Genomic DNA, 20,592 nt, shown 5'->3' with positions numbered 1-20,592 from the left:
TCCGGGGTTCTGTTTTATGGCGCTGAAGGCGTTGAAGGTAGAGTAAGAAAAGAATTTATGGCAAAACATAGTAAAAATATTCCTGGTCGTGGTTTGCGGGTTGCAGATCAGATTCAGAAGGATTTGGCAGAAATTATCTGGTCCGAATTAAAAGATCCACGCGTTGGCATGATCACCTTGACTGAGGTTCAGTTGACGCCTGATTACGCTCACGCAAAAATCTATTTCACAACCTTGGTTGACGATCCAGTTGCCGTGAAGGCGACCAACGATGCTTTGTCCAAAGCAGCTGGCTTTTTGCGGGCAAAATTAGGTTTGCGTTTGCATATTCATACGTTGCCGCAATTGCACTTCATACACGATACGTCGACCATTCGCGGCCTCGCTATGTCGAAATTAATCGATGAGGCGAATGCAACACGCGCTAAGGATGATGCTACTGATGCGGCCCATGATGGCGCTAAAGACGACGAACAAGAATGATCACTGACCGGCTTTGTTGCCGGTCTTGCCTATGACTACCCAGATAAAAAAACGTCCCCGTGTTCCTGTGCACGGCGTATTGCTATTGGATAAACCAGTTGGTTTTTCCAGTAATGATGCGTTGATTAAAGCTAAACGCTTTTTGAATGCCATGAAAGCCGGGCATACCGGAACCCTCGATCCATTTGCGACTGGATTGTTGCCTTTGTGTTTTGGTGAGGCAACCAAGTTTTCTCAAGATTTGCTGGAGGCGGATAAAACTTACACGACCGTCGTGCATCTGGGTGTTACTACTACGACTGGTGATACTGAAGGTGACGTCTTGGAACAAAAGCCTGTCGATGTGACTGTATCCGCCATCGAGCAGGTATTGAAGCAATTTACGGGGCCGATTCAGCAAGTACCTCCTATGTATTCGGCGCTTAAGCGTGATGGTAAGCCCTTATACGAATATGCGCGAGCCGGTGTGACATTGGAGCGCGAAGCCCGTGACGTTACCATCCATGAATTGGAGTTGCTGGACTATCAAGCGCCGTTATTGACACTGAAGGTAAAGTGTAGCAAGGGAACTTATGTTCGGGTGCTGGGTGAGGATATTGGTGCAGTGCTAGGTTGTGGTGCGCATTTAAAGGAATTGCGTCGGATACAGGTCGGACATCTGGTGTTAGAAAAATCGATTACGCTGGAATCCTTGGAGTCTATGCCTGAGTCAGAGCGCTTGGCTTTGCTTGATCCGGTCGATGCTTTGTTGTCGAGTTTTCCGCCTGTACGCTTAAGCGATGAGTTGGCAACCCGTTTTTTGCACGGACAACGATTGGCGCTGGGTAAGGAAGCAGTATTGCTGCCTGAACAAGCAGGGCGGGTGCGCGTCTACCGTGATTCTGATGGGCAATTATTGGGATCTGCGCAGTTGCAAGAGTTTCAAATTCTGGCGCCAGAAAGATTAATTAATACCCAATAAATACAAGTGTAGTTTTAAAAATGTACTAAGCTGGGCAGTCTGAGTCTAGCAAAAAAGAAGTGCTCCGCTAGCAGTTGGTCAGACCATATTTGTGTGTCGCGCCGCTGTTTAGAGGTGAATATTGCCAATCTGAATCATTAGAACTTTTTTGGCTGTCATCGCTTTGTAGTAACTCCTTGAAATAATAAGGCTTACGCAAAATTATTCCCATGATGTATTGCTAAATGTACCAGTTGAGTTAGTTTTGGTCATTAAGCGTAGTCGGAATGGTTTGTTTGAACGCTAATTAGCCCTTGTTTTCTGCTTTTGCGTTGCAGCATGTTATAATCTTAGGTTATCCGATTTACCCCAAACGAACGTTATCATGTCCACTACAAAACGCGCTATTCGCAACATCGCCATTATCGCTCACGTCGATCACGGCAAAACCACATTGGTTGATCAATTATTGCGTCAATCCGGCACTTTCCGTGACAACCAACAGGTTGATTCCCGCGTGATGGATTCCAACGATATTGAAAAAGAACGTGGTATCACGATTCTTTCCAAAAACTGTGCAGTTGAATACAAAGGCACACACATCAATATCGTTGATACCCCAGGCCATGCTGACTTCGGTGGTGAAGTAGAACGTGTCTTGTCCATGGTTGACAGTGTTTTACTGTTGGTTGATGCGCAAGAAGGTCCAATGCCGCAAACACGTTTTGTAACACGTAAAGCATTGGCGCTAGGTTTGAAACCGATCGTTGTTGTCAACAAGATCGATCGCGAAAACGCTGATCCACAAAAAGCAGTTAACGCAACTTTCGAATTGTTCGACAAGCTTGGCGCAACTGATGAGCAATTAGATTTTCCTATTATTTACGCATCCGGTTTCAAAGGCTACGCTGGCCTGGAAGATACAGTGCGCGACGGTACAATGGAACCGTTGTTTGACGCGATTCTGAAACACGTTCCTGCGCGTGAAGATGATCCAGATGGTCCTTTGCAATTGCAAATCACTTCCCTGGAATACTCTTCTTACGTTGGTAAAATCGGCGTTGGTCGTATCCTGCGCGGTCGCGTAAAAGGATTGCAAGACGTTGTTTGGATGAATGGTCCAGAAGACAAGCCAACGAAAGCACGTATCAATCAAGTATTGACGTTCAAAGGTTTGGATCGCGTACAGGTTGACGAAGCATTGGCTGGTGATATCGTTTTGATCAACGGCATTGAAGAAATCAGTATCGGTACGACCATCTGTGCGCCCGACGCGCCAGAAGGTTTACCAATGTTGAAAGTGGATGAGCCAACATTGACCATGAACTTCATGGTTAACAGCTCCCCATTGGCTGGTCGCGAAGGTAAATTCGTCACAACACGTCAAATCCGTGACCGTCTGGAACGCGAACTGAAATCCAACATGGCGTTGCGTGTTGTTCAGGCTGAAGGTGATGATTCCACATACGAAGTTTCTGGCCGTGGTGAGTTGCATCTGACAATTTTGATCGAAAACATGCGTCGTGAAGGTTTTGAATTGGCTGTTTCCCGTCCGCGCGTTGTGTTTAAAATGGTTGACGGTGTACGTCATGAGCCATACGAAAACCTGACTGTTGACGTTGAAGAAGCGAACCAGGGCGGCGTGATGGAAGAGTTGGGTCGCCGTCGTGGTGATCTGCAAAACATGGAACCGGACGGCAAAGGTCGTGTACGTTTGGAATACCGTATTCCAGCGCGTGGCCTGATCGGTTTCCAGGGCGAATTCATGACATTGACTCGCGGTACAGGTTTGATGAGTCACGTGTTTGATGAATACGCACCAGTGGACAATACACGTGGTGAAATGGCAGGTCGTCGTAATGGTGTATTGATTTCTCAGGATGATGGCGCAGCGGTTGCATACGCGATCTGGAAACTGCAAGATCGCGGTCGTATGTTCGTGGTGCATAATGACCCAGTGTACGAAGGCATGATCATCGGTATCCATTCCCGTGATAACGATTTGGTTGTTAACCCAATCAAAGGTAAGCAATTAACTAACGTTCGTTCTTCTGGTACAGATGAAGCGGTACGTTTGGTGCCACCAATTCAGATGTCTCTGGAATACGCTGTTGAATTCATTGAGGATGACGAATTGGTAGAAATTACACCGAAGAGCATTCGTCTGCGCAAACGTTATTTGAAAGAACACGAGCGTAAGAAAGCATCGCGCGAAGCATAATAGCTCGCTTGAACATGCGCTAAAGCGCATGTCGATCAACCCGTTTCGCTCTTACCTTTGGTGGGGCTTAACGGGTTTTTTATTTTCTGGCTTGCTTTTTTCGATCGTCTTTTTTGCAGGGAGCTGTTGACTGTTCAATTGCAAACCGTAGAAGTCAGAAAATTTTATCCTGGAATCAATATGCAAAAAAAACTCAGTCATCGTCATGCTGTGATCCTGATGATATGTGCCGCCAGTTTGTGGAGTATTGCTGGTGTTTTTACACGCCATCTGGAGGTGGCACGTGGCTTTGAAGTGACGTTTTGGCGTAGTTTGTTTGCGGCGATTTTTGTTGTCGGTGCAATGCTGCGCCAATACGGTCGCGGCTTTATTCCACGTTTGCGTTTGTTGGGTAAGTTGGGTTTTATTTCCGGCTGTATGTGGGCGACTATGTATAGCTGCTTTATGATCTCAATTACGATGACGACAGTGGCTAATACCTCCATCATGGAGAGTCTGGCGCCATTGTTTACCGCATTGTTGGCTTGGTTGATATTGCGTGAAAAAATTCCACTACGTACTTGGTGGGCGATAGTGGCGGCAGTGTTGGGTATGTCGTGGATGTTTGTTGGTAGCTTGTCGGAGATTGACAACAGAGGATTGCTGGGGATGTTTATTGCGCTTGGAATCCCTGTTGCATCATCAATCAATATGATCGTGCTTAAAAAAGGTGGTCACACGGTCGATTTAATTCCTGCTGTTTTGATGGGCGGTGCGATTTCGGCCATGGTGATGTTGCCGATGGCATTTCCATTTCAGGCATCTTTGCACGACATTTTTATTTTAGCGATTTTGGGATTCTTTCAGTTGGGATTGCCATGCATGTTGATGGTACGTGCCTCGGAGAGCTTGAGCGCGCCAGAGATCGCTTTGTTGTCTTTGTTGGAGGTCTTGCTGGCACCCATTTGGGCATGGATAGGTGCAGGGGAGGTGCCAGCACAGGCGACGATAGTTGGTGGTGCCGTGGTATTAATTTCTCTCGTTTTAAATGAGGTATTCGTCGCAAGGGATTAAATATGCGTTTCCTTACTGCTTCGTTGGCTGCCAACATGATGCGGCTAGTAAGGGAACTTTATACACGTTTAAGCACAGGGCTTCAGGACTCTGGTGCATTTCAAATGGTGCCGTTATTGGTAGGATATTTTTTAATGTTCGACTGGTTCTCTGAAAGACGTTTTCTAAGTGGGTAAAATCTGCTTGGTGCAAACGTTTAGACCAAACTTCTTTTCGTTCATGTCGTTCTACCCTATCCGCACCGTCAGTAGTCAGAATATTAATGAGTTCTCTGCCAAAAAATTCATTTTCTAATATCACTCTTTCTTTTAGGTTGCGTGGGAATAGGTGGTCAAACGCATTGAAGATATGCATGTAATGTTGGAATGCCTCATAGCAGCGTTCTTTAAATGGAAGATTGTTGTGATTTGAATCAGGCTCTACCATGGTTAATAGATGCGGATTTAGTTGACGCAGCCGTGTTAGTAAGCAATCGCGGGAGCGTGTAGGATGAATAATTGCATCGTCTGTTGCTGTATGATGCAAGGATAGTACAGCATTAATTACCAAAAATTCACCTTGATGGCGTTCAATATCATTAAACGAAATTTCTTCAGCTTTACCGAGAACTGGCATAAACGTAAATTCTATTCCGAGTTCTTTTGCTTCCTCTGATAATCGTTTTTCAACGGCATGTAAAGCTTGTTCTGTTGAGGGAAGATCTATGCCTGTAAGTCGGATTTTTTTCGGCAAAAAACTCGTGCCTTTTAATAGCGAGAACAATGTAGACCATTGATAGCCCGAGCCAATTCCAATATCAATGATGTGTAGCGTCGCGTACTGAGCTGACTGCGAAAGGATGGCGAGATTGATCGCATTATAGGCAAATTGAATAAAAGGCGTTGCAGTCGCGAGCAGATCGTATGCTTTGATCATTGATATAGATTTGGTTTGATCAGAGTATAAATTTCCGGCGCAGAGTGTGGTCGTTTTTTCCGTATACTCGGCGTGCGAGTAGCAACCGCTTTTAATGCCTTTCATTAGTATCCGGCTTAATCGATGAAGTGGTGGGCCGTTAGCGGCAACGATAGCGAGTACATCGCTTGCCATCTGATGAGCATCATCTGTTTTTCCTGCGTTAAATAAATTTGCACCAATGATCGTCTTCGCGTAAATGATTTCATTTCGCAGCCGTTCAGTGTTCTCTTTTATAGAATTTTTGGCTTGTTGATTAATGCAGTACTCTGCTGATTCCTTGGTAATGTTCATTTGCATATACTTGTCTCTTCCTGTTCTAATTTTCTGTCAATGGCATGAGGCTCAATCCCATGTCTATCGAAAAAATTTCTAAGACAATATGTTGTAAATACTTAGGATGAATGGTGGGATCTGCGGGCAAAGTATAGGAGGAATAATTTTTATATGTTGAAAAGTAACATTGAGTTTCGTAAATTTCAATTCGAAATAGTTAGGCATTAAAGCTAGTAATAACAGTGTTAATTTGGCAATTATTTCTCTGCAGGTTTCGCATTTTTATTTTGCGTTGATGTAAGTTTGATTTAGATTAAACATCGATTAAAAAAAATTGAGAAAGCCAGGGCGTGGAATTAAAATCGGAAACATTTTATTTTCAGATTGCATCATCATGCTCAAAGCCCCAGAACTCCTCTTGCCAGCTGGTTCGCTGGAAAAAATGCACGCTGCTTTTGATTTCGGCGCAGATGCCGTCTATGCTGGTCAGCCGCGCTACAGCCTGCGTGCGCGTAACAATGAATTTTCAACTCTGGATGTATTGCAGCAGGGTATAGACGGTGCGCATGCGCGCGGTAAATTATTCTTCGTTGCCAGCAATATTTTTCCGCATAATTCCAAGCTCAAAACGTATCTGCGCGATATGGAGCCTGTGATTGCCATGAAGCCAGACGCACTGATCATGGCTGACCCTGGTCTGATTATGATGGTGCGCGAAAAGTGGCCAGAAGTGCCAGTGCATTTGTCAGTGCAGGCCAATGCGGTGAACTGGGCTGACGTCAAATTCTGGAAAAAAATGGGGCTGACGCGCGTTATTTTGTCACGTGAATTATCACTCGATGAGATTGAAGAAATTCGTCAAGAATGTCCTGATATGGAACTTGAAGTATTCGTCCATGGTGCATTGTGTATTGCTTACTCAGGTCGCTGCTTATTGTCGGGTTATTTCAATCATCGTGATCCGAATCAAGGTACTTGCACGAATTCCTGTCGCTGGGATTACAAGGTAGAAAATGCTTCCGAAAACGAAACCGGCGATTTGGCGCGTATTCCGGTAGAGACAATACAGTTCAACTATCAAAAAGCTTTAGAAGACGCCAATCAATCGTTTTCGGCGATGGGCGATATGCCACGCCATCCTTTGGCGGACCGTCCATATCTGATTGAAGAGTCAACCAAGCCAGGTCAGTTCATGCCTATCCTCGAAGATGAGCATGGCACTTACATTATGAATTCAAAAGATTTGCGTGCGGTTGAGCACGTCGAGCGTCTGGCAAAAATTGGTGTCGATTCATTGAAGGTAGAAGGGCGTACCAAGTCGTTGTACTACGTTGCGCGTACTGCGCAGGTGTATCGTCGCGCGATTGATGATGCGGTTGCGGGACGTCCATTTAATCCGCAATTGTTGGGTGAATTGAATGGTCTTGCGAATCGCGGTTATACCGATGGGTTTTATCAGCGCCACCACACGCAAGATCACCAGAATTATATGGAAGGCGTGTCACAAGCACATCGTAGCCAATATGTGGGGCAAGTGTTGAGTTTGGCCGATGGTTGGGCGGAAGTAGAGGTGAAAAACCGTTTTGCCGTTGGTGATCAGATCGAGATTATCTCGCCCGCTGGTAATGAAATCGTGACTTTGTCTGAGATGCGCAATACGGACAATCAGGCAATCAATATCATTGGCGGTGCCGGACACAAGGTGCGTATTCCACTGGACGCTAAATACGAAAAAGCCTTAATCGCCAAAATGTTGTAATTTGCATTTGCTGACAAACAGGGATCCATGCAGTTTGGCATATACTCCCCCTTATTTTAAGAAAATTAACTCCATTACCTATCAAAGATAATGGGATTAAAAATATACAAGGGGGAGTAATTTTTTTGTCCGTTTATTTTTTTACTTATGCCGGCAGTATCTTCATCGCTTACTACGCACTATTGAGTAGTGTGACGTTTATTTTTTATCTGGTCGATAAGCAAGCTGCCCGGAGGCATCGCTATCGCATCCCTGAGCGGCGCTTGCTGGTCTTGAGTTTGCTCGGTGGCTGGCCCGGTGCGATGCTCGCCCATCGCTATTTGCGCCATAAATCGTCCAAGCTGATATTTTTACGCTGGTTCTCAGTCATGGTGTTGATGCATTGGATTCTTCTGCTCACCTTGTTATGGCTTTATTTCTTTGGACGTACGGGCCTTTGATGAATCAAAATAGATAAAGAAGGTGATGCAGCACAGATTGCTGCCGCGAACCTTATAAAAGCTTGTTGTAAGCAGAAATACACGCAATCGCCAAGTTACATACGTTCTATACGACTGACATTTATCCAAGGCCATGCTGGTTTCGTATCGCGTCAAACATGACAGTTTGTCCCTGAGATAGACTTTATGTACCTGCTTTCACTTTGAATCAAGTTCCTAAATAAGCGGCAATCACCTTGGGATTGTTGAGCAAATTCGCGCCAGTGTCTTCCAGAACCATCTCACCGTTCTCTAGTACATAAGCGCGCTCGGCGATTTTCAAAGCTTGTTTGACGTTTTGTTCTACGAGTAAAATTGTTAAGCCGGTCTGATTGATTTCTTTGATAATCCTGAATATTTCCCGTACCATTAATGGCGCTAACCCCATCGAAGGTTCATCGAGTAATAATATTTTAGGACGTGCCATCAGGGCGCGGCCGATTGCCAGCATTTGTTGTTCGCCCCCGGATAAATTGCCTGCCAGGCCGTTCGCGCGATTTTTTAACACCGGAAAAAGTGAGAACACCCAATCCAGATCTGCAGCGACATGCGCTTTGTCTTTACGTGTATAAGACCCGAGATCCAGGTTTTCTTGCACGGTTAATGTGCCAAGAATGGCGCGGCCTTCTGCTACTTGCACCAGTCCTTTTTGAACAATGTGATGCGGCGCCAGCGTCAGCAGGTCTTGGTCGTCAAATTCTATGCTGCCTGAGCCCGCCTTAATTAATCCGGAAATCGCCAATAAGCTCGTGCTTTTTCCTGCGCCGTTGGCGCCGACCAGAGCGGTAATTTGACCTGCATGCAATTCCAGATTGATGCCTTTGAGCGCATGCACATGGCCATAGGCGACATGGAGTTTTCTGATAGTTAGAATTGGCTTCATACTTCCTCCTCCTTGCCGAGGTAGGCCTCAATAACTTGGGGATTGTGCCTGACTTCTTGTGGGCTACCCTGGGCAATGATTTTGCCGAAATTCAGCACTGCAATCTGATCACAGAGTTCCATCACAAAGCGCATGTCGTGTTCTATCATGAAGATGGAAAAGCCACGATCACGGATGTTTTTGATTTCCTCCATGAGTTCGATTTTTTCTGCCGGATTCATGCCTGCTACCGGCTCATCGAGTAGCAATAGTTTAGGTTCGGTTGCCAAAGCGCGAGCCAATTCCAGTTTGCGTTGTTCGCCGTAAGATAAATTATCTGCCAGCATCTGTGCTTTGTGATCGAGTCTGACCCAAGAGAGTAGTTCCAACGCTCTTTGTTTTGCGCTGGCTTCTGCGTGTTTAAATGAGTTGAGTTTGAATAACATGCTGAGTGGGCTGTAACCGAGATGCCGATGCATGCCAACCACCACATTTTCCAGTAGACTCATTTCTTTGAAGATACGAATATTTTGAAATGTACGGGCGATGCCTAGCTGCGTGATGTTATGGGCTGCGACCGCATGTAAGTTTTGACCATTAAAGCGTATTTCACCGGCTGATGGGTTGATTAAGCCGGTAATCAGGTTAACGATCGTGGTCTTGCCCGCACCATTTGGACCAATCAGACCAAAAATACTCCCTTGCTTCACACTAAAGCTGACATCTTGTAATACTTGCAGGCCACCGAAATGTTTGCTGACGGATGCTAATTCCAACATTTATTGCACCTTTACTGAAGAGTTAGTGTCAAGCCGCCGACGCCAGGTGCGCAGTTTGGTCGTGTCACAAATTCCTTTGGGCAGGTACAAAATGACGATAATTAAAATCAATCCATTAGCCACCAGACGGAAGTCTTTTAACCAGCTCATTAACTCTGGCAAGACGCTTAAAGTAAAGCTGCCTAGCAAGGGGCCAAGTAGATTGCTTGTGCCGCCAAACACAGCCATAGTCAGAATGTCGACTGCGCTTTCAAAGCCGTAGTTCGCAGGGCCGATAGTGAAGGTGTAGTGGGCGTTGAGTCCACCGGCAACGCCGGCAATCACTGCGCCCAGCACAAACGCTAACAGTTTGTAGCGAGCGACGTTGATGCCCATCAGGCGGGCGGCGATTTCATCTTCTTTAATCGCTTCAAATGCCCGTCCAATTTTCGAGCGGCGCACTCTTGCCAGCGTGAATAGCGTGACGCCAAGGAGCAGCACAATATGCCACCATTCGGTTTTTTGTGGAATCCCATTTAAGCCCATGGGGCCACCGGTGATGTCTAAATTTAAGACAATGACCCGTACCACTTCACCAAATCCTAGCGTCGCCATCGCCAGATAAACACCGGACAAGCGTAGCGTAGGCATGCCAATCGCCAGTGCAACCAATGCTGGTGTCATCGCAGACGCAAGCAAGGCTATTGGAAATGACAGGTTGGTTTGCATGCTGATCATTGCTGCCGCATAGGCGCCGATGCCCATGAACGCTGCATTCGCCAATGAAAGTAAGCCGCAAGATAGCGTCAGATAAATCGAGAGTGCCAGCATAGCGTTGATGCCGATGCCAAAAATCACAGAGCTGTAAATCGCCCAAAAACCATTCCACCATTCGAGCATGATTTACGCCTTTCTTTCTAGAATTTTGCCAAACATGCCCGCCGGACGCACTAGCAAGATCAAAAACAATAAGCCAAATGCAATCGCATCACGGAAGTCGCTGGATAGATACGCGACGCTCATGACTTCAGCAAAGCCAAGAAATAAGCCGCCAAGCATTGCGCCACGGATGTCTCCCATGCCACCCAGAATGATCACTGCAATACCCTTATGTAGCATAGGTTGCCCCATAAAAGGTGAAATGGCATTGAATGATAAGCCGACCAAAACGCCAGCCGCACCGCCTAACGCAGCAGCGGCAAATGAGGTAAAGAAAAATAGTGCTTCCACATTGATGCCTAGCAAATATGCGGCTTTGGGTGATTCGGCGATGGCGCGCAGCGCACGACCTAACTGGGTTTTGCGCATGACTGTCAACAACACCAGCATTAGAGCAAATGAAATCAAGACGATGGCTAATTGCACCGCGGTCAGATGCAGGTTGCCGAGACTGAAGCTATCTTCTGGTATGGTGCCCAAAGGGAAGCGTTGATTTTCTGCGCCAAAAATTCCTTGGGAGATATTGGTCAGCATGATGGCGACGCCGATGGTCGCGATCATTGGTGCAAGGTGTGGTGCATTGCGCTTGCGTAGTGGACGTAACACCAGAAAATCAGCGATAACACCGAGCGTGCCACATGCCAACATCGCCAACAACATGGCAAGCCACAAGGACATCTGAAAGTGATTGACCAGAAGTAAGGCGATGTAGCTGCCTAACATAAAGATTGCGCCGTGCGACAGGTTGATGACGCCAAGCACCCCAAAAATCAGCGTAAATCCTAAGGCGAAGAGGGCGTAGACACTGCCGAGTGTCAACGCATTGACAAGTTGTTGTGCAAACATGGCGATCCAGATATTGCTTGGTCCTGTCATGCATTCAGCATAAAGCGGAGGCAGTTCAGGTATAGGTGAAAAAAATAAAAAGCATTCAATTTAAACTGCAGATCTACATCTCAAGAGCAATCTGCAATAGGTGAAAGACCAGCAGAGGTAATACTTCTGCCAGTCGTTTGAGCGAATTATTTTAAGAGTACAAATTTTCCACCTTTGGCAATATTCACGATGGCGTCTTGCTGAGCATCGTAGCCAGTTTCTTTGCCATCTTTTGATGCTGCACGACGGAAGGAGAATTTTCCGGTGGCACCTTCAAACTTAATGCCAGGCAATGCATCACGTAGCGCTATCCTGTCTTTACTCAGGTCACCACTCAACTTAATTTTTTGAATGCCTTCGGCCACAATTTGCAAGGCATCGTAGGCTTGCGCGGCAAATTGATCGGGATCTGTACCATATTTGGCCTTGTAATCAGCCATGAATTGCTTGTTCGCCGTTGAAGGATTTTCCGCAGACCACGGACTTCCCATTAAGGTATTATCGGCAGCATCTTTGGCGATATCAAACAGTTTTGGAGAGTTAAAACCATTGCCGCCTATAAATGGTTGTCTCATTCCCAAAGAACGTGTTTGTAGAATGATGTTGGCTGCTTCTTCTGCCAGACAAGAGCATACAATCGCGTCGGGTGTTGAGGACTTGATCTTTGTTAATTGCGCTTTAAAATCAACATCGCCTTTGGCATAGGTTTCGGTGTCAGTGACGGTAATTTTTTGGTCTGACAGCGCAGTTTTAAAGACATCGTAACCACTCTTCGTGAAGGCATCGTCATTGCCATAAATAACCGCTACTTTTTTGATATTGAATTGTTTGATAGCAGCTTTGGTTGTGGCTGGTAATACATCAGCTTCCATAACGGAATTGCGGAAAGTGAATGGTCCCAGATTAGTGATGCCATCGGCCGTATTACTGGTGCCAAACACGACTGTTTTGCTGGCGTTAGCGATCGGGTCTGCTGCAAAAGCAGAATTGGATAAGGTTGGGCCAAATACCATTAATACTTTGCTTTGAAAAATCAGTTTTTTGAACGCATTAATTGCTTCTTCTTTTTTTCCTTGTTCATCTTCAATGACGAGCGCGATCTTGTCACCATTGATGCCACCCTTTGCATTGATTTTATCTGCCGCGAGATTAAAACCATTTTTGATCGCGCTGCCATATTTTGCGGCCGGACCCGATAATGCTTCTGCGACGCCAATTTTGATTTCCGCAGCTTGTGTGAGCGTTGCTGATCCGATTAAAGCGCTTGCTATGACCAATTTGAGTTGCTGTGACATCAATATCTCCTGGAATTTTTTTATGAAAAACCTTGAAGCAGCAGGCTGCAAAAGTTTTAATTAATTAAATCTTAATTTGCCAAAGATTGTATTGCTTGTATTAGTTGACGGCAATAAAAAATCACATCCAAGCTTATCATTGATCTTTGAGTACGCATAAATGTTTGCTGTGTAAAAGTAACAATGATGCAGTAAAAGCATAATTCCCCACTTGTTTTAAAAAGCGCTTAAAGATACGATGTTTGTGCGACTCAGAGGTACTGTCGAAGGGCTTAAGGATAGAACTGCCAGGCTCAAGAACTTATATTGATGTAGACCTAGGAAGCCGCATGAGGATGATGTTAAGAAGCATATCGTATGCTTGTCTTTTTTTTCTTATATTTGTGCCCCCGTTTTCACAGTTTGCCGGCGCTGTAGATGGCAAACTGACAGAGTTCTCTTTTGCGGAACCGTATTTTGAGAACGTTGGTGATGCAGAGTTACTAGATTCAACCATCACGTCTCTGGTGCAAGACCCCAAAGGCTGGCTTTGGGTCGGTACGCAACATGGCTTAGTGCGTTATGACGGCTACCGTTTCCGTAAATTTGTACATGACGATAACAACCCCTCGTCTTTGCCAGGAGATTATGTCACCGCCTTGATGTCTGCTCAGGATGGCAAACTTTGGGTTGGTACACTCAGCAATGGTCTTGCCATCTTTGACCCTAAGACTGAACGCTTTAATCACATGGGCGGAGGCGCTACTGATACAGTTTTGCGGCCAGGCGCCGCTGCCACCTCGAATGTTGGCGGCAGAATCTGGGCCATCATTGCCGAGGCAAGTGGTGGCGTATGGGTCGGCGCAAATGAAGGCCTCGATTATTGGTCAGCGGGCAACACACATGGGATTCAACATTTCCGTCATGACCGTGCGCAAGCCGATAGTCTGGCAGATGACCGTGTGCGCAGTCTGCTTATCGATCACGAAGGTAGTTTGTGGGTCGGAGGTGCCAGCGGCTTACAGCGACGGAAAGCAGGAAGCGGCCATTTTGAGCGGATCGCATCTGATCCTGATGATCCAGCTTCCTTAGCAAACCAGAAAATAATGACAATATTTGAAGCTGCCGATGGCAAGCTTTGGCTTGGCACCATTGCCAGTGGTGCAGCATGGTTAGATCCCGGTACCTACAAATTACATTGGGTGGTCGATCAGTTCAAGCTGGATCGCACGACACATGGTTGGATATCAAAGATCCTCGAACCGCAGTCCGGTCGCATCTGGTTGGCAACCTTTGGTGGGGGGATCGATGTTGTGCAGTCTTCGAATGGTAAATTGATTCAGCATATACGCCATGATGCGACTAATGCTAGTAGCCTTGCTCTCAATCATATAGGTGCAATGTTAGTTGATGCTTCAGGCTTGTTGTGGGCTGGTACCTGGGGTGGTGGATTGCAAAAATTTTTGCCATCGAATCAAAGCTTTTATCTGCTCAAACATAGTGCTGAACGCAATCAGGGGCTGTCGAGTCCTGATGTGCATAGTGTGCTTGAGTTACGTGATGGGCGAATTTTAGTCGGTAGCGATGGTAATGGCATCGACATTATAGATAGATACGCAGGCCTCGTTGGGGGTTATCGACCATTCCCGGGGCAGCCAGGAAAATTGCACGACGGGACAATCACGTCTCTGGCGCAGACCCAAGATGGAGCATTGTGGGCTGGTACCCAACAAGCAGGTACTTTCAGACTTGAACTTGGATCTAAGCAATGGCAGTCTTATCCCACCAATTCTGGAATGCCAGACGTCATCAATAAATTTTTGGTCGCGAAGAATGGTGCGTTGTGGGTTGGAACAGCAGGTGGGTTATCACGATGGATGCCACAACAGCAGCGTTTTGAGGCTGCCATTCGAGTGGGTGGTGCCAGTATGAATGCCGCTGTTTATAACCTCGCTGAAGACGCTCAAGGTCGAATTTGGGCTGGTAGTGATGCCGGTTTGTGGGCATGGGATCCTGATCTGCGCGGTTTGATTGGAATTTTTCATGAAAATCAGAGGGCGGACAGCCTGGCAAGCAATCTGGTTCAGGGCTTGCTGGTTGATCATTCGGGACGGTTGTGGGTGGCAACTGCTGATGGTATGGAGAGGCTGAGTAGCTGGGATGGGAAGCGTGCTACGTTTGAGCATATTAGCGCCATGTTAGGTAAGCCAGGTAAGTCATTCGGCGAAAATCTTGTAGAAGATAAGATGGGACGGATCTGGACTGATAGTTGTGTCATTGATCCTAAGACTATGCATGCCGTTGAGCTGGGTAAAGCGGATGGCTACGATATAGGCTCCAGTTGGACTGGATCATTTGGTAGTACCCATGACGGGTTGATTTTAAGTGGCGGCACACAGGGTGTTGCAATCATTGATACGGAAAAATTCTCTCCGTGGAATTTTGAACCTCAGGTTCAAGCCAGCGAATTGACGATAGACGGTAAATCGTTTCCTTTGGGCTTGTTGGACCCAACACTTATTTTGGAGCCTGATCAGCGAAATTTCAGCATAGGCTTTGCCGCGCTTGATTTTTCAGCGCCACAAAAGAGCCGTTATTCGTATTTTCTGAAAGGTTATGACGCAGAATGGACTCATGTAAATGCCGATCACTTGAGTGCCAACTATGGGAATCTATGGCCGGGAAAATACACCTTAGTTGTTCGTGCCAGTAATCGTTTAGGTGTCTGGAGCTCACACGAATTACATATTCCTATCCTTGTTTTACCTGCCTATTGGCAAACTTGGTGGTTCGGGTTGTTGACGTTGATGAGCCTGATGGCGGCAATTTGGGTGGGTTATCGTTGGCGTTTGCAAAAGGTGCAGCGTCGCTCAACCGAAACTAAACGCTTGCTGGAAAAACTGGTTCTGGATCGAACCGCGGAACTTGACGAAAAGAATAAGCAGCTGGAAATGTTATCGGTGACTGATAGGCTAACTGGCTTATACAATCGTCTGAAACTTGATCTTACGCTGGAAGCCGAATACGGTCGCTATATTCGTAGCGGTAAAGTTTTTTCAGTGATTCTGATGGATGTTGATCACTTTAAAACGGTCAATGATACCTACGGCCATCAGGTTGGCGATATGGTGTTGGAAGCGATTGCGGAAATATTAAAGGCTGGCGTTCGTGATCATGATGTTATTGGACGTTGGGGCGGTGAAGAATTTTTGGTGGTGTGCCCAGATACTGACTTAGCAGAGGCGCTCGCGGTTGCTGAGAGATTGCGTTTAGGTGTCGCGACGCATCATTTTGCGGTTGTGAAAAATAAGACATCCAGTTTTGGTGTGGCGACAATACGTTCAAAAGAAATGATCAGTTCACTGGTCGCGCGTGCTGATACCGCACTTTATTGCGCAAAGCAGAATGGTCGTGACAGAGTGGAGTTTGAGCGCTGAAACTATGTCGATAAGTGATGTTTTGCACTTAATGTGGCAGGTAATTCACGGCTTAAATAAACAGTGAATTACCTGAATGTATTACTACATCAGAAAGCTAAATTCTTACGTGCGCGGATAATTGCTGCGCGTACCTGATTTGGTGCGGTGCCGCCGATATGATCCCGTGCAGCGACGGAGCCTTCTAAGGTCAGGACTTCAAAAATATCCTCACCGATCAATGCTGAGTAGGTTTGCAATTCAGCGAGCGACATGTCGCTGAGGTCGCAGCCTTTTTCTACGCAAGTTTTAACAGCATGGGCGACGGCTTCATGAGCGTCGCGGAAAGGCAAGCCCTTTTTCACCAGATAATCGGCTAAATCCGTCGCTGTCGCATAGCCCTGCAAAGCGGCAGCACGCATAGCATCTGGTTTGACACTGATACCGGTCGCCATATCAGCAAAAATGCGCAATGTATCGATAATCGTGTCTACAGTGTCAAACAAAGGTTCTTTGTCCTCCTGATTGTCTTTGTTATAGGCCAGTGGCTGACCTTTCATCAACGTCAGCAAAGCGATCAGGTGACCATTGACGCGACCAGTTTTACCACGTGCCAGTTCTGGCACATCAGGATTTTTCTTTTGTGGCATGATCGATGAACCAGTGCAGAAACGATCGGCAATATCAATAAAGCCTACGCGTGGACTCATCCAGATCACCAGCTCTTCAGACATGCGTGAAATGTGGGTCATGATCAGTGCAGCGGCAGCACAGAATTCAATCGCAAAATCACGATCAGATACAGCATCCAGCGAGTTGTAGCAAACCTCATCAAACCCCAGGGTGCGAGCAACGCGCTCGCGATCGATAGGGAAGGTAGTACCAGCCAATGCCGCAGCACCCAAAGGCAAGCGATTGACCCGTTTGCGGCAATCCTGCATGCGCTCAGTATCACGACCAAACATTTCTACGTAAGCAAGAATATGATGACCAAAAGTAATCGGCTGGGCGACTTGCATATGCGTAAAACCAGGCAAGATCGTTTCAGCATTTTTCTCTGCAAGATCAATCAGTGCTGCACGTAAGCCACGCAGCAGTTCAATGATATTGTCGATAGCGTTGCGCATATACAAGCGAATATCGGTCGCGACCTGATCATTGCGTGAGCGGCCAGTGTGCAGTCGCTTACCAGCATCGCCCACCAATTCTGTCAGACGTTTTTCGATGTTCAGATGCACGTCTTCTAAATCTAGCAGCCATTCAAACTTGCCCGATTCAATTTCTCCCTGAATTTGTGCCATACCGCGTTGTATATCTGCGTAATCCTGGGTAGTGATGATATTTTGCGCGCTTAACATTTCTGCATGTGCCAGTGAGCCTTGGATATCAACGCTGGCCATACGATTGTCAAAAAACACCGAGGCGGTATAACGTTTTACCAGGTCAGAAACAGGTTCGGAGAAGCGGGCAGACCAGGCTTCACTTTTTTTGTTGAATTGAGATGTCATATTAGATGGGCTACCGTAGAGGCTGCAGTTGGCGATAAATTTGACTGATTATAAAACACTGCGCCATTTTTTCCTGATTTTTAGCCTTGATATATCAGGTTTGTGTTTTGGGGTCCCGAATGATGCTATTTATGCCTCGGCATTGATTGGATACTCAATGCTGATTTGTATAGCGAGATACTGTAATGCATGTGATGGATGAGAGCGGCAAGTAACAATGATCAGCGCCAGATTGGAAGTCCTGTCAAATCTGTATTTTCATCATTGACCCAGGCTGGCAGGCCGCTGATATCGGTGGGTCCGAGTTCTTCCAGTAAATTCAATTGAACTTGTTTCGCGACTTTGCTGCGTTTTGGTGGAGTAACAACTTTACGGATTTCGGGCTCTTCTGGCGCTGGCTTGGCAAAGCCTGGTAATTCCATCGTAGCGTTATCTTTGTTATCTTTCATCAGACAGCATCTAATATCAGTTTCGGTACAAATTCGGACTGGCTGGTTGACGATTTCCATTTTGGGGCCAATGCTGTTTAAACGCTAGCAGGCTTTGTTTGTTGGCGCTCTGCGAAGTTGCTATGTAAAAAAATGCGTTCGCAGAGATGGAATTAATCCAAATTCAATCGTCTTTCAGACAGGCAAAGGGCTTAAATGCCGTTCAAATCAAAACATTTAAGCAATTTAAGGTGCGCGATTATACCGGAATCACTTCTTGCGCACGCACTAAATTCTCAGTGAAATTTAGTATGCGTCAGAACATCTTGTTCAATGATTGAGTGTTGACATCGTCTTTTCATGCTTTGATTCCAGCCTTACTGCTAGTCATATATGCGCCAGCCAAAAGAAATCATTTTTTGTTTATTGTGATTATCTTTGTCACTGAACTACTGCTTTGAAATGTAAATCAGTGGTCCAATGTTGCCAACATGTAGCTATTGATATTGATCGTTTGCATCATGTTTCGGTTGAGGTGAGATCAAATTGTTTGACCTCTGATTGCGCAGAAGCGTCTTCAATGTGTTGTTGTCCATAGAATAGTCAGACGAAAAATCTAAAGCACGAATATAGCCTGTTTACCTATTCTTTTTATCAATTGACATAGTTGAAATATCGCCTATTATTTTTGTAGCGAGTATTATTTGCGCAATTTTTTTGGGGCGATCATGAATATCAGGGTAGCAAATTTACTTGCGGCAACATCGTACTCACCGGTCACGCCTCAAAAGACCAAAAATAGTGTTGATAACCAGCCTCAAAGCAGCTCTGCTAGCTCAGTATCTATCTCCCCACAAGCGCAAAACCTGCTCAGTGCATCGCAAGTAAATAGCGTCTCTAGCCAAAACGCCATCTACGACTTCACCAATATAACGCCTGAAAACATGGCATCGACAATGAATGGGCTGATTAAGTCGGGAAAATTGTCATTTGACGACTCATCGGCGTTGGTCACGATGATACCAACCGCCTTATCTAAGGTGAATTACGACGGTCAAGCACCGCAAGCGACTACGCAGCCGACGAATTTTATTGCCCTTTTGCAGGAGGGAGTGAATGCTGCAAACGCGAGAGGTGATGCCAGTAGCGCAAAATTTTTCACGAATGCCTTAGACGCTTTGTAGAAATTACAGGCTACGCCGATACAGACTTAAAGCCGCCTCAATAATGCAACTGCTTACATTGATTTACTTCGACAAATAATAGAGAGAGTTCGTCATGTTAATTTCAAGCAGCTTTAGTTTATCCGTAACGCCAACGGCAACTAAATCAACTAACAGTGTTGGAAGTCAGCCCCAGTCGTTTGTTATTGCGGATGAACTCACACCTGCGGATAAAAGTCTTATTGTCGCGTCCTCTGGAAGTTTAGACCCAGTTTCTTCCACTGGAGAGCATTTAGGGAACCCATTTGCCACTCGTATCGCTTTAGACCGTGCAGGCGGTTCGTTGACCGGTGAAGTCGATAAGTCGTATATCAACACTATCATCAATCAGCAAAAAGCTATCCCATCTGAGGCAGCAGGCAGGGATGCCATTATTCCCTTTTCGATTCTCGACAAAGCACTGGCCTACCTCGATCAGAAAAACGCGACTAGCGGTACCAATATCAATACAACAGCGTAACAAAAAACGATGTTTGGATTTGATTTTCTCGAAGCAAAGCCAATGCGGCATGTGACAATTTGCGAGTGACGAAATTAAGGGGCGTTTAACATGCAAGTAACTAACACGAACTTAAGGACAAGTAGCTTTTTGGGTGTCGGGGGCGCTGGATCAACTTCAAAAGCAACTAGTAGCAATATCGTGAACACACAAAGCCCAGTTGGTTCAACTAGTAGCACGGTCGTCACCTTATCGAGTCAAGCAACTGTAGATACTGCGTCACTTCCTCTTTATCAACAGCAAATTATTGCGAATTTGCAAAATAATCCTAATCAGTCTAATGCAATCAATTATGTCTATGAAAATGCAACGACGTCAGATGGAGAACTAGTTGATATATCAAAGTCAAAATTTGAACCGAACGGCACGCTATCGGGAGTGACTTACACTGCAAATGGTCTTCCAGTGACGGCTGAAAGTACCGCGAAATTTGCAGCACTTGCAAGCCAGGTGCTTCAGCAAAAAAACGCAATTTTTGAACAAGGAAAGGCGCAGGGGCTCTCCGCCGCGAATATTTATACCAATATTCAGCAATACATGGCATCGCAGCCCAGTTGGTATTTGCAACAGGCAAATTGGTATGGCAGCACCTCGAAATCCTGAGTGTGTTCCAAAATCTATTTTCCCCAAATGACTGGAGGTAA

The 20,592-nt window shown here is 45.9% G+C and carries 18 protein-coding genes; 10 read left to right on the top strand and 8 right to left on the bottom strand.

The window, feature by feature from the left end; genetic code table 11:
* The first annotated feature begins 57 nt into the window (after positions 1 to 57).
* From rbfA to H8K32_RS14975, 4 genes are all read left to right on the top strand, one after another.
* Positions 58 to 483, top strand: coding sequence for a 30S ribosome-binding factor RbfA (gene rbfA, locus H8K32_RS14990; RefSeq protein WP_186913350.1), 426 nt, complete (start codon positions 58 to 60; stop codon positions 481 to 483).
* Positions 484 to 514: 31 nt separating this feature from the next.
* Positions 515 to 1,444, top strand: a complete 930-nt coding sequence (gene truB / locus H8K32_RS14985) for a tRNA pseudouridine(55) synthase TruB (protein WP_186913349.1) — start codon at positions 515 to 517, stop codon at positions 1,442 to 1,444.
* Positions 1,445 to 1,808: 364 nt separating this feature from the next.
* Positions 1,809 to 3,644, top strand: a complete 1,836-nt coding sequence (typA, locus tag H8K32_RS14980) for a translational GTPase TypA (protein ID WP_186913348.1) — start codon at positions 1,809 to 1,811, stop codon at positions 3,642 to 3,644.
* A gap of 180 nt (positions 3,645 to 3,824) precedes the next feature.
* Positions 3,825 to 4,697: a DMT family transporter gene (locus H8K32_RS14975; RefSeq protein ID WP_186913347.1), complete on the top strand. Its 873-nt coding sequence runs from the start codon at positions 3,825 to 3,827 to the stop codon at positions 4,695 to 4,697.
* A gap of 12 nt (positions 4,698 to 4,709) precedes the next feature.
* On the opposite strand, the gene H8K32_RS14970 is transcribed toward H8K32_RS14975, so the two are convergent.
* Positions 4,710 to 5,951, bottom strand: coding sequence for a GRAS family protein (locus H8K32_RS14970; protein WP_186913346.1), 1,242 nt, complete (start codon positions 5,949 to 5,951; stop codon positions 4,710 to 4,712).
* A gap of 370 nt (positions 5,952 to 6,321) precedes the next feature.
* On the opposite strand from H8K32_RS14970, the gene trhP reads away from it, so the two are divergent.
* Complete coding sequence (trhP, locus tag H8K32_RS14965; RefSeq protein WP_186913345.1) at positions 6,322 to 7,686, top strand: prephenate-dependent tRNA uridine(34) hydroxylase TrhP; 1,365 nt, start codon at positions 6,322 to 6,324, stop codon at positions 7,684 to 7,686.
* A gap of 125 nt (positions 7,687 to 7,811) precedes the next feature.
* Positions 7,812 to 8,126, top strand: a complete 315-nt coding sequence (locus H8K32_RS14960; protein ID WP_222613130.1) for a DUF1294 domain-containing protein — start codon at positions 7,812 to 7,814, stop codon at positions 8,124 to 8,126.
* A gap of 208 nt (positions 8,127 to 8,334) precedes the next feature.
* Here H8K32_RS14960 and H8K32_RS14955 read toward each other — a convergent pair whose 3' ends face one another.
* The 5 genes from H8K32_RS14955 to H8K32_RS14935 all read right to left on the bottom strand — a co-directional run bounded on the left by H8K32_RS14955 (position 8,335) and on the right by H8K32_RS14935 (position 12,895).
* Positions 8,335 to 9,048, bottom strand: a complete 714-nt coding sequence (locus tag H8K32_RS14955; protein ID WP_186913344.1) for an ABC transporter ATP-binding protein — start codon at positions 9,046 to 9,048, stop codon at positions 8,335 to 8,337.
* Entirely contained in the window at positions 9,045 to 9,806 is a 762-nt protein-coding gene (locus tag H8K32_RS14950) for an ABC transporter ATP-binding protein (RefSeq protein ID WP_186913343.1), read from the bottom strand. The genes H8K32_RS14955 and H8K32_RS14950 overlap by 4 nt, the downstream gene beginning before the upstream one ends.
* Complete coding sequence (locus H8K32_RS14945) at positions 9,807 to 10,685, bottom strand: branched-chain amino acid ABC transporter permease (protein ID WP_186913342.1); 879 nt, start codon at positions 10,683 to 10,685, stop codon at positions 9,807 to 9,809.
* Positions 10,686 to 10,688: 3 nt separating this feature from the next.
* A complete protein-coding gene (locus tag H8K32_RS14940) occupies positions 10,689 to 11,570 on the bottom strand; it encodes a branched-chain amino acid ABC transporter permease (protein WP_186913404.1) in 882 nt (293 codons plus the stop codon).
* Positions 11,571 to 11,746: 176 nt separating this feature from the next.
* Positions 11,747 to 12,895 (bottom strand): ABC transporter substrate-binding protein, encoded by a 1,149-nt coding sequence (locus tag H8K32_RS14935; protein WP_186913341.1) that lies wholly within the window; start codon positions 12,893 to 12,895, stop codon positions 11,747 to 11,749.
* Positions 12,896 to 13,278: 383 nt separating this feature from the next.
* Here H8K32_RS14935 and H8K32_RS14930 point away from each other — a divergent pair, with 383 nt between their 5' ends.
* Complete coding sequence (locus H8K32_RS14930) at positions 13,279 to 16,311, top strand: diguanylate cyclase (protein ID WP_186913340.1); 3,033 nt, start codon at positions 13,279 to 13,281, stop codon at positions 16,309 to 16,311.
* Between the two features lie 89 nt (positions 16,312 to 16,400).
* On the opposite strand, the gene argH is transcribed toward H8K32_RS14930, so the two are convergent.
* Positions 16,401 to 17,798, bottom strand: a complete 1,398-nt coding sequence (gene argH / locus H8K32_RS14925; protein ID WP_186913339.1) for an argininosuccinate lyase — start codon at positions 17,796 to 17,798, stop codon at positions 16,401 to 16,403.
* A 221-nt stretch (positions 17,799 to 18,019) separates the two neighbouring features.
* Positions 18,020 to 18,247 (bottom strand): hypothetical protein, encoded by a 228-nt coding sequence (locus tag H8K32_RS14920; protein WP_186913338.1) that lies wholly within the window; start codon positions 18,245 to 18,247, stop codon positions 18,020 to 18,022.
* Positions 18,248 to 18,954: 707 nt separating this feature from the next.
* On the opposite strand from H8K32_RS14920, the gene H8K32_RS14915 reads away from it, so the two are divergent.
* From H8K32_RS14915 to H8K32_RS14905, 3 genes are all read left to right on the top strand, one after another.
* Positions 18,955 to 19,410 carry a hypothetical protein gene (locus H8K32_RS14915; protein ID WP_186913337.1) on the top strand — a complete coding sequence of 152 codons (456 nt, stop codon included), beginning with the start codon at positions 18,955 to 18,957 and terminating at the stop codon, positions 19,408 to 19,410.
* 94 nt (positions 19,411 to 19,504) lie between these two features.
* On the top strand, positions 19,505 to 19,909 hold the full coding sequence (locus H8K32_RS14910; RefSeq protein ID WP_186913336.1) for a hypothetical protein: 405 nt from the start codon (positions 19,505 to 19,507) through the stop codon (positions 19,907 to 19,909).
* A gap of 90 nt (positions 19,910 to 19,999) precedes the next feature.
* On the top strand, positions 20,000 to 20,551 hold the full coding sequence (locus tag H8K32_RS14905) for a hypothetical protein (RefSeq protein ID WP_186913335.1): 552 nt from the start codon (positions 20,000 to 20,002) through the stop codon (positions 20,549 to 20,551).
* The last annotated feature ends 41 nt before the right edge of the window (positions 20,552 to 20,592 follow it).

The organism is Cognatundibacterium jejuense (assembly GCF_014284255.1).
GTDB lineage: Bacteria > Pseudomonadota > Gammaproteobacteria > Burkholderiales > Burkholderiaceae_D > Undibacterium > Undibacterium jejuense.
The sequence above is the reverse complement of the archived record's forward strand: the minus strand, read 5'-3'. Positions and strand labels throughout refer to the sequence as shown.

Bases quoted from the DNA above. Each gene is read 5' to 3' on its own strand.
- rbfA (WP_186913350.1), top strand. From the start codon at position 58: ATGGCAAAACATAGTAAAAATATTCCTGGTCGTGGTTTGCGGGTTGCA.
- truB (WP_186913349.1), top strand. From the start codon at position 515: ATGACTACCCAGATAAAAAAACGTCCCCGTGTTCCTGTGCACGGCGTA.
- typA (WP_186913348.1), top strand. From the start codon at position 1,809: ATGTCCACTACAAAACGCGCTATTCGCAACATCGCCATTATCGCTCAC.
- H8K32_RS14975 (WP_186913347.1), top strand. From the start codon at position 3,825: ATGCAAAAAAAACTCAGTCATCGTCATGCTGTGATCCTGATGATATGT.
- H8K32_RS14970 (WP_186913346.1), bottom strand. From the start codon at position 5,951: ATGCAAATGAACATTACCAAGGAATCAGCAGAGTACTGCATTAATCAA.
- trhP (WP_186913345.1), top strand. From the start codon at position 6,322: ATGCTCAAAGCCCCAGAACTCCTCTTGCCAGCTGGTTCGCTGGAAAAA.
- H8K32_RS14955 (WP_186913344.1), bottom strand. From the start codon at position 9,048: ATGAAGCCAATTCTAACTATCAGAAAACTCCATGTCGCCTATGGCCAT.
- H8K32_RS14950 (WP_186913343.1), bottom strand. From the start codon at position 9,806: ATGTTGGAATTAGCATCCGTCAGCAAACATTTCGGTGGCCTGCAAGTA.
- H8K32_RS14945 (WP_186913342.1), bottom strand. From the start codon at position 10,685: ATGCTCGAATGGTGGAATGGTTTTTGGGCGATTTACAGCTCTGTGATT.
- H8K32_RS14940 (WP_186913404.1), bottom strand. From the start codon at position 11,570: ATGTTTGCACAACAACTTGTCAATGCGTTGACACTCGGCAGTGTCTAC.
- H8K32_RS14935 (WP_186913341.1), bottom strand. From the start codon at position 12,895: ATGTCACAGCAACTCAAATTGGTCATAGCAAGCGCTTTAATCGGATCA.
- argH (WP_186913339.1), bottom strand. From the start codon at position 17,798: ATGACATCTCAATTCAACAAAAAAAGTGAAGCCTGGTCTGCCCGCTTC.
- H8K32_RS14920 (WP_186913338.1), bottom strand. From the start codon at position 18,247: ATGAAAGATAACAAAGATAACGCTACGATGGAATTACCAGGCTTTGCC.
- H8K32_RS14915 (WP_186913337.1), top strand. From the start codon at position 18,955: ATGAATATCAGGGTAGCAAATTTACTTGCGGCAACATCGTACTCACCG.
- H8K32_RS14910 (WP_186913336.1), top strand. From the start codon at position 19,505: ATGTTAATTTCAAGCAGCTTTAGTTTATCCGTAACGCCAACGGCAACT.
- H8K32_RS14905 (WP_186913335.1), top strand. From the start codon at position 20,000: ATGCAAGTAACTAACACGAACTTAAGGACAAGTAGCTTTTTGGGTGTC.